Annotated in this window: 9 protein-coding genes and 1 pseudogene; 6 read left to right on the forward strand and 4 right to left on the reverse strand. The window is 63.0% G+C overall.

Annotation, left to right across the window (positions count from 1 at the left end; all coding sequences use genetic code 11):
* From ACLP9N_RS40455 to ACLP9N_RS40475, 5 genes and pseudogenes are all read left to right on the forward strand, one after another.
* A partial coding sequence (locus tag ACLP9N_RS40455) for a hypothetical protein (RefSeq protein ID WP_442412656.1) occupies positions 1 to 1160 on the forward strand: 1160 nt, incomplete at its 5' end.
* Positions 1161 to 2430: 1270 nt separating this feature from the next.
* Positions 2431 to 2835, forward strand: coding sequence for a hypothetical protein (locus ACLP9N_RS40460; RefSeq protein ID WP_442412657.1), 405 nt, complete (start codon positions 2431 to 2433; stop codon positions 2833 to 2835).
* A 39-nt stretch (positions 2836 to 2874) separates the two neighbouring features.
* The gene (locus tag ACLP9N_RS40465; RefSeq protein WP_442412658.1) at positions 2875 to 3687 is read left to right on the forward strand and encodes an SDR family NAD(P)-dependent oxidoreductase; all 813 of its coding nucleotides are present in this window, start codon (positions 2875 to 2877) and stop codon (positions 3685 to 3687) included.
* A 56-nt stretch (positions 3688 to 3743) separates the two neighbouring features.
* Positions 3744 to 4646, forward strand: a complete 903-nt coding sequence (locus ACLP9N_RS40470; protein WP_442412659.1) for an FkbM family methyltransferase — start codon at positions 3744 to 3746, stop codon at positions 4644 to 4646.
* Positions 4647 to 4660: 14 nt separating this feature from the next.
* A pseudogene (locus ACLP9N_RS40475) lies at positions 4661 to 4885 on the forward strand (IS3 family transposase); the annotation flags it as partial.
* On the opposite strand, the gene ACLP9N_RS40480 reads toward ACLP9N_RS40475, so the two are convergent.
* Genes ACLP9N_RS40480 through ACLP9N_RS40490 form a run of 3 tightly spaced genes read right to left on the reverse strand, consistent with a single transcriptional unit; the run spans position 4831 to position 6480 of the window.
* A complete protein-coding gene (locus tag ACLP9N_RS40480) occupies positions 4831 to 5508 on the reverse strand; it encodes an IS3 family transposase (protein ID WP_442412660.1) in 678 nt (225 codons plus the stop codon). The pseudogene ACLP9N_RS40475 and the gene ACLP9N_RS40480 sit on opposite strands and share 55 nt — an antisense overlap.
* 17 nt (positions 5509 to 5525) lie before the next feature.
* Positions 5526 to 5894 carry a transposase gene (locus ACLP9N_RS40485; protein WP_442412661.1) on the reverse strand — a complete coding sequence of 123 codons (369 nt, stop codon included), beginning with the start codon at positions 5892 to 5894 and terminating at the stop codon, positions 5526 to 5528.
* Complete coding sequence (locus tag ACLP9N_RS40490) at positions 5854 to 6480, reverse strand: IS110 family transposase (RefSeq protein ID WP_442412662.1); 627 nt, start codon at positions 6478 to 6480, stop codon at positions 5854 to 5856. Before ACLP9N_RS40490 ends, ACLP9N_RS40485 begins: the two co-directional genes overlap by 41 nt.
* 285 nt (positions 6481 to 6765) lie before the next feature.
* Here ACLP9N_RS40490 and ACLP9N_RS40495 point away from each other — a divergent pair, with 285 nt between their 5' ends.
* Positions 6766 to 7110 (forward strand): site-specific integrase, encoded by a 345-nt coding sequence (locus ACLP9N_RS40495; protein WP_442412663.1) that lies wholly within the window; start codon positions 6766 to 6768, stop codon positions 7108 to 7110.
* A 561-nt stretch (positions 7111 to 7671) separates the two neighbouring features.
* Here ACLP9N_RS40495 and ACLP9N_RS40500 read toward each other — a convergent pair.
* Positions 7672 to 7946 (reverse strand): hypothetical protein (locus ACLP9N_RS40500; protein ID WP_442412664.1); only part of this gene is annotated, 275 nt, incomplete at its 5' end.

The raw sequence follows: 7946 nt of genomic DNA on the forward strand, positions 1-7946 counted from the left end.
TGGTGCCGCACATGTTCTTTGGGTTTCTGGGCAAGTGGCTGCACGCTCCGCAACTGGGGCTGTTGGGCTATCTGCTGGCTTTGACGACCGCCTGCCTGACTCCGGCGGTCTGGGCGGCGCGGGGAGCTCGCGGCCTGGAGCGGGTTGTGGTGTTTATGGCATTAGGCGTCGCGGCCATTCCGATGTGGACAGCCATCGATCGGGGTAACTCGGTGGGCTTCGCGGTGCCCATCGCGCTGGTATTTCTGGTAGCGCTGTGCCGACGGCGCTGGCAGCTGGCGGCGATCATGGTGGTGTTGGCGGCGCTGGTGAAACCACAGTTTGTGGTGCTGGCGGTCGCGTTGTTCGCGGCCCGGAGATGGGGGTGGGGCGGCCTTACCGTGGCCGGAGCCGCAATCGCCAACCTTGCCGCCTATCTGCTGTGGCCGCGGGGCTTCCCGACGACAATCCTGCAGTCGATCCACAACGCCCTCAGCTTCGGTTCGTCCGGTTCGTCCGCATCCGCCGCAGATCTGTACAACATGTCCTTCGCCGAGGGACTGCTGATGATTCCCGATGACATTAAGGCCGGTGAAACGGGCGGCAAGATACCTGACGGCTTTATCGCTGGTCCCCGATCCCTGCTCGGGTATGTTGTGCTGGTTCTCGTCGTGGTCTGCGTTGTGGCTCTTGGGCGGCGTATCCCCCCTGTCATGGCGGGCACCGTGCTGTTGGCTACCGCCTCGCTTTTTCCCCCTCTGGTCCCTTCCTACTATCTGGTATTCGCGTTACCGGTTGCGGCGCTCATCACCCGAGACCCCGATGGGTCACCCGGATCGGGAATTTTCGATCAACCTCAGACTGTAGGCGGCCGCCGTCGTGCGGTAGGGCTCTGGGCGAGTCTCGCCGCAGCGCTCACCATCGCCCAAATCGCGCCGAACGGCCCGCCGCTCCTGAGCCCAAACATGAAAGTCGGCGCTGTGGTCGACCACATACTGGGGGTTGTCACTTCGGTCAGGATCGCACCGGTCCTGTGGCTGATTGCCTGCGCGGCAATCATTGTGTCGTACGCGCGCAAGCCGGTTCCATCACACGGACGGGGGCCGAATCCGGATGGCTCTCAGGACCCTGCTGACAAGAACTCGGCCGGCCGCATGGCCGTGCCAACGACCGAATCCTAGCCATCGGGTCCCATCATATTAGATTGCGATTCGGAGAATCGTGAACGGCTCACTAACACTAATATCGACGCCAAGGTCGCCGTTGGCGACCGGATCGAGCCCGACCGGATTCCAACGAGCGAAGAGGACGTCACCCCGGCGGCACTGACCGCCTGAACCACCCAGTCGAAGAATCACGCGACGACCTCGTACACCACCACCCTGGACTTGACCGCAATCCCAAGTTCCCACAGGTATGGGCCTGGCCCAGAATCCGCTAGCGATGCGGCCCACCGCGCATCTCGACAACTTCGTCGGTATCTCAGGCCCGACAACTTCGTTGGCAGAACCGCCCGCCTAAACTGCCGGGCGGCTGAGCAGGGTTTCCTTTAATCGACCCGAATCGGAAGCGGAGTCGATCCGAGGACCCCTCGTGGACGAAGTCATTAGGCATTCGCAGATGACAATGTCGCCTTCAGCCTGGAAGATTCGTAGCTCAGCAGCGCCTCGGGATGTAAAGAACGAGATTTGTGAGGTACACACCCGCCGGGTTTTCCTCCTGCCCGCCGTCGACGCCGACGGCGTGCTCACAAGCTCGGTGCAGTCGGCGCCGCCGGTTGTCGACGAGTCGGTGACGTTGTGTCGAGAAGTGCGCAACGTGTTACCAGCTCAGGATCGCGAGCCCGTCACCGGCTTCAGGTGCCTCGAACCCTTCCCTTCTTGCGGGAGCCCTCGGGCCGCTGCTACGCCGACGAAGTCGTCATTCCGTGCAGCAGCGACGGCGCCTTCACCGTCACGATGCAAACATTCTTCCAGAAGGCCAGTCAACTCGCCGGCACCGACAAGGGCCTGGGCAGTGTGGGTATGGACTGCGCCGCGCGATCCGAGCAGCGCTCTTCACCGGGTGCCGGACCGTGCTCCTCGAGGGCGACGGTGGGTTCACGCAAAACTTGTTGGAGCTGCTGATGGTGGCCATGAACGAGCTGCCGCTCAAGATCTTGTACAGCAACGAGGCTGCGCCTCCATTGGACGACGCAACGGGATTACTTCGACGGGGGCAACCTTGGGTGCGACACGAAGAGCGGGCTGGGTTTCCCGAACTGCCCGGTGCTGTTCGCGGGTATGGGATCCCGCTCCCGAGAATTCAAACCCACTCCACATCAGGTCGCCGGATTTGCTGCCCAGAATCGCCGCGACCGTGTTTCGCTATCTCGGTGACGCTCACGGCGTGAGCCGGTAGCGTTAACGCGGTTCCCGGCTGTGTCAACGGGCGATCTTCGGGCGGCACAACATGAAACAAGACCAAACGCGAGATGGTGGGCATCCTCCGTCGCGGGCGCGACGAATTCGGGAACGTCGGCGTCAAAGCGGAGGGCACGAGGTCGATGATCTTCTGCGCCTCGTCGAGATCGCCTCTCACTCCGGCCTCAAACTGGCCGTGAAGGGCGGTGGCTGCGAGGGCGTCCGCGACCTGCTCGAGGCAAAGCAGATCGGGGTCAACTACATCATCGCTCCGATGATCGAGAGCAGCTACGCGCTCTCCAAGTACGTGCTCGCGAAGAACCACGTGTATTCGGCCGACGAGGCGCTCGACACCGAGTTTCTCGTTCAACATGGAAAACCGGCACCGGCCACGACGACCGCGACGCAATCACCGCGCTGGACTGCGGCTGACTTGCTCCTGCGAAGTTCGTGACCGTTTCCTAACGGCTGGCGAAAGTGAAGTTGAGCGAACGTGACGACCCACCTCATCACTGGGGCCAGCAGCGGTGTTGGCGCAGCGCTGGCACGGAGGCTTGCCACTCACGACGTGGTGTTGGCCTTAGCCGACAGAGGACCAGAGCATGAACTTCATGAAGTCGCCGAGCTTTGCCGCCGATCTGGGGCCGTAGTCCTGACGGGAAGTCTTGATGTGTGCGACGAGACTGCCATCGCTGACTTCGTCCAAGCCGCAACGAGCAAGAGCGATCGCTTGGACTTTGTATTTGCAAACGCGGGGGTCATCCACGCCGCGGGAGACGACGGGCTCTCAACGGGCACCGCGCGTGAGTTGATGAACACGAACTATCAGGGTGCGGTCAACACCTTGGTTCCGGCGGCACGCATCATGTCACAGCAAGGCTACGGAGCTTTGGTTGCCATCACATCGATCTCGGCGTTGGTCGCCACCCACGGATCAGCCGCATATTCAGCTTCCAAGGCCGCACTGATGATGTGGACCGACAGCCTGCGACTAAGCCTCAGAGGCACGAACGTGCACGTGACCAATGTCGTTCTCGGGTTCGTAGAGACGCCCATGACACAGGGCATGGCGCACGCCGAGCGTCTCTGGATCGATCCCGACGTTGCCGCGGCTCGGATCATCAAGGCGGCACGCGAAGGGGTGGCAATCACGTCCGTCCCTTCGCTGCGCAACTTGCCGTGGTGGCTTATGCGAGAGATGCCGCACGCCCTCCGTAGTTCTCTCCTGGCACGTGCATACCGCTACTTCAATGATGCAACGGCCGTTGTGCCTGGGCTAGACTCGACGGCTACTACGGATCAGTGAGAGCAACGACAGGAGGCCGTTGGGCCGTGCGACTTGCGGAGTCAGCCCGGGGGATCGTGTCGCGTAACCGCACGGTCACGCGCTTCGTTGTCAGCCTGTATGGTCGGAGCCACGGATTCAACGTTCAACGCGATGATGGTCGCATCTCAGTCACGGACCCGAAGGGGAAGCGCCGCGTAGTCCTGAACGGTCAGCATGCTGTGTACGCGCGAGACGTCATCGATGATTTCGACTTCTACTTCGAAGCGGTTGAGCCGGCGCTCGTGGACACCTTCCTCACGGTCGACTACTCAGGCCCTCGCGAACATCGAGTGCGGGGCTGGGATTTCATGCCTATCGAGTTTCCGTCGTTGGCTGAACCCCTCGCGACCGCCAGGCAATACTTAGATTTCGCCGATCTGCGTCTCGGTCAAACCGTGATCGATTTGGGTGCGTACTCCGGCTTCACCTCGTTGTTGTTCCAGGAGGCTGTCGGGGAGTCAGGTCGAGTCATCGCCGTTGAAGCCGACACCCTGAATTTGGTGTCGTTGCGAAAGAACATCGACAACTTCCTAGAGCGGACAGGGACGGCGCCGGTTGTCGCCGACCTCGCTGTCTGGTCTCACAATCGCGGGATCGAATTTCTCACGGAAGGCAATATGGGATCAGCAGCTGCTTCGCTCATGAAACGCGGAAAGAAGCAGGTGCGGCAGGTTCCCTCATCGACACTTTCGGACCTCAGCCGACGCTTCGAACTAGACGCAGTGCATTTCATCAAGGCCGACATTGAGGGAGCCGAGCTCGAAGCGTTCTCGGATCGAGAGTTCTTTCGCGACCACCACCCAAAAATCATCTTCGAAGCGGCCGCGTCAAAAGACCATGAGCCCAAAGCGGTCATCGCACTGCTCGAGGGGTTCGGCTACACGTGTCAAATCCGTGAACAGGTCGGTTCCCGTATGCCGTTGGTGGAATGTGTGTAGCCACGAACGTGCACGCCCTGGGCCGCTACGAGATGGCTGGCTCCATCTGACGCGTCGGCGCCGCCGGCGACAACGCGGCCATGGAGAGCTTCTTTAGTCTGCTGCAGAAGAACGTCCTGGACCGCCGCCGCCGGGACACCCGAGAGGAATTACGGATCGCGATCGTCACCTGGATCAAACGCACCTACCACCGTCGCCGACGCCAAGCTGCGCTGGGGCTGTTGCCACGATCGGCGTGAAAGATGACCTCATCGGCCAGCTCGCCGCGCATCGCGACCGCCATCGACAGCGCCATCTTCAGCGCAGTGGTGACCATCGTGGTGTCCTTCACGGTGGCCGCGTGCCAGCCCACGATGGCCCGCGAGAAGCAGTCCACGACGAAGGCCACGTAGACGAATCCCGACCACGTTCGGGTGTAGGTGAAGTCGGTGACCCATTTGCGGTTCGGGGCGGGCGCGGTGAAGTCGCGATCGAGCAGGTCCGGTGCCCGACGAGGATTTTTGCCGCCGGGGATCGTGGTGCGATGCCGCCGGCCCCTGACCACCCCGGACAGGCCTTCGTCGCGCATCAGCCGATCCACCGTGCACCCGGCCACCCGATGGCCCTGGCGCCTCAGATACGCCGTCATCTTGCGCCGCCCGTACATGCTTTCCGGCGTGCCGACGGTGGCCCGCAGCGCGTCGGTGAGCTGGGCATCAGAGACGGTGCGGTCCGACGGGGCGGCGGTAGTCCAGTTGCGGTACGTGCGTGGGGCGACCCGCACACCGTGCTCGCTGAGCACGCGGCAGATCGACTCGACCCGAAAACCACGGGCCCGCATCTGGTCGATGAATCCGCAGATCAGCGGTGGCGCGGGTCGCACTCCCGGATGCTCCTATGTCAAGCCGCGGTCACTGTCGTGGTTGGGCGGCGCCGATTGGTCCGCTCTGCCTGCTCCCGTTCGTCGGTACGCAGCGCGGTGAACACGGAATCGGAGAGACGCCGGCGCAGCAGCCGAATGGCTTCGGTGCGGCCCTTGCCGGCGGCGGTGAGTTTGTCGAGGTAGGCGCGGCCGGACCCGTAACCTCGGGACTGGGTGACAGCGATCATGTGTAGCGCGGTGTTGATGGTGCGGTTGCCGCCGCGGTTGAGTCGGACCTTGCCTTTGCTGTTGCCTGACCAGACCGGGATGGGGGCGGTGCCGGTAAAGCGGGCGTAGGCGTCCTTGTTACGGAATCGGTAAGCACCGGCGGTCTCGCCCAGGATCATCGCCGGAGGCCAGTTCGGTCAGGACACAATAGCGGCGCAGACCGCGACTGGGGATCTGCAGTGTTGGGTCGAGTTCGTGTAAGTGCCAACGTAATCGGTTGTGCACACGGGTCCGTTCGGCAACCAGATCGCGTCGGTGATCCACGATCAGCTTGACCTCACGTGCCGGACCGTCCAGTGCTGCCACGGGCAGGTCGGGATGACGCAGCGCGGCCAGCGCCACCGCCTGAGCGTCGATCGGATCGGACTTACCAGGCTGACGTCCGCCACGACGCGCACCGGCCATCAACCGGGTCGGCACGCGCACGATGCGGTGCCCCGCCGACAACAAGTCCCGCTCCAGCGGGCGCGTCAGATGCCGACAGTCCTCCAGCGCGAAGGTGACCTCGGGCCACTGCGCAGCCCACTGAACCAACAGCAGATGACCTTCGCTGGTGGCAGCGACGGTCTTTTCGCCAACCCGGCGTCCGACGTCGTCAACGGCCACCACGGTGTGGGTGCGCTTATGCGAATCGGTTCCGATCATGACCATGCAGAACTCCCAGTTGCTCGACGGATACGACCCCGCACCGAGCAGCGCGGGCACGCCTCAATCGGGCATAAGCAGGCTCCTGACTTGCCACGCCGCTACTCAGAGCAGACCTGGCGGGGCCGCAAATCGCCGGAAAGGCCACCAGCCGAAACTGGGGCAGCGAAGAAACGGGCGAACCCCGCCAGGCACACTCAGGATGACATTGACGCGAAGAAAGCCGACGCTGTCTTCAAAATCGCAGTGGTTATCTCCGGTTCACTGGCTACCTGTCGTTGATGTAGTCGACACACCCTTTGAGGCTCGGGGTTTTTCGTCGTGGACTGGTTATCTTTGGTGTCCATGACGAAACCGACCGGGTTCGCAGTCCAGCGGGTGGTGATGCCGTTCGGCGATCTGGAGTTGTGGACTGTGGTGGGTGCCGACGCTGGCGCGGTGGGGCCGGTGGAGGCGTTTCTGGCGCATCTGCATGCGGTGGAGCGGTCGCCGAACACGGTCCGCGCGTATGCCCATGACCTGCGGGATTGGTTCGAGTTCTGTGATCGGTCGGGGCTGGTGTGGTCGGGAATGCGACTTGAGGATGTGGGTCGGTTCGTCGCCTGGCTGCGGCTGGCTCCGGGGGCGAGGAACGAGCCCAACGTGGTGGCGTTACCGACATCGGCGCCGGCACCGCGAGCTGGTCGGTGATCGGCGTCGACCTCGGATCGGTATCCGCGCTCTCGGCGAGAGTTTCCAAGAGCGCGTGCAGTTTTGCCTGTACATCCACCACTAAGCGGGTCTTGGCCAGCTCCCGCTCCAGTTGCTGCTTTTCTGCTTGCAGGCGGGCGATCTGCTCGGCTTGCGGGTCGCGGCGCTTGCGCCCACGTGGGGCGGCCAGCGCCGCCAACGAACCGGCGTCGCGGGCTCGCCGCCACTCCACGATGTGGCTGGAATACAACCCCTCACGGCGCAGCACCGCGCCCTTCTCACCATCGGGTGCCGCGTCATAGGCGCGAGGACCTCCAGCTTGTACTTCGCGGTGAACGTCCGTCGCCGGGCGCGTTCGGGAACCTCGGGATCGGGGTATTGCATTCCAGCATCAGCCACCCGACCAGGATCTTCCATCCCGGCCGCTCGGACCAACGTCGTCACCTTGCTCGTCATCTCGGAGAGTCTCTCCATCCCCGCCCTCGGGCCACTATTTATCAGGGGGCGGGCGCCTCAACCCAGGTTGACAGAGAGGGTATCCGCGGTCGAACATCAAATCGCTTATTGGCGCAATCGCACCGACCAGCCATCACCAAAGATCGTCTGTCGGCAAACCGGTTCACCGCGATTCACGCACTGCTGCAGCGCGGTTAAATCGGGCCGATAGGGGTACGGTTCGGGAGCGAAGTCGTGAACCATTGCTCCCACGCCAACCGATAACCACACCCCCGCGGCGATCGCCCACCGGCGGGCACCAATCACCGCCACAAGCAACACGATGACAATTGCCGTCGGGACCACGAAATGGCGCTGCCAAGTGAATGGCGGAGGCATGT

The organism is Mycobacterium sp. (assembly GCF_052144515.1).
Taxonomy (GTDB): Bacteria; Actinomycetota; Actinomycetes; order Mycobacteriales; family Mycobacteriaceae; genus Mycobacterium.

Coding starts and splice junctions, on each gene's coding strand:
- ACLP9N_RS40460 (WP_442412657.1), top strand. CDS start 2,431: ATGAAACAAGACCAAACGCGAGATGGTGGGCATCCTCCGTCGCGGGCG.
- ACLP9N_RS40485 (WP_442412661.1), bottom strand. CDS start 5,894: ATGATCCTGGGCGAGACCGCCGGTGCTTACCGATTCCGTAACAAGGAC.
- ACLP9N_RS40495 (WP_442412663.1), top strand. CDS start 6,766: ATGACGAAACCGACCGGGTTCGCAGTCCAGCGGGTGGTGATGCCGTTC.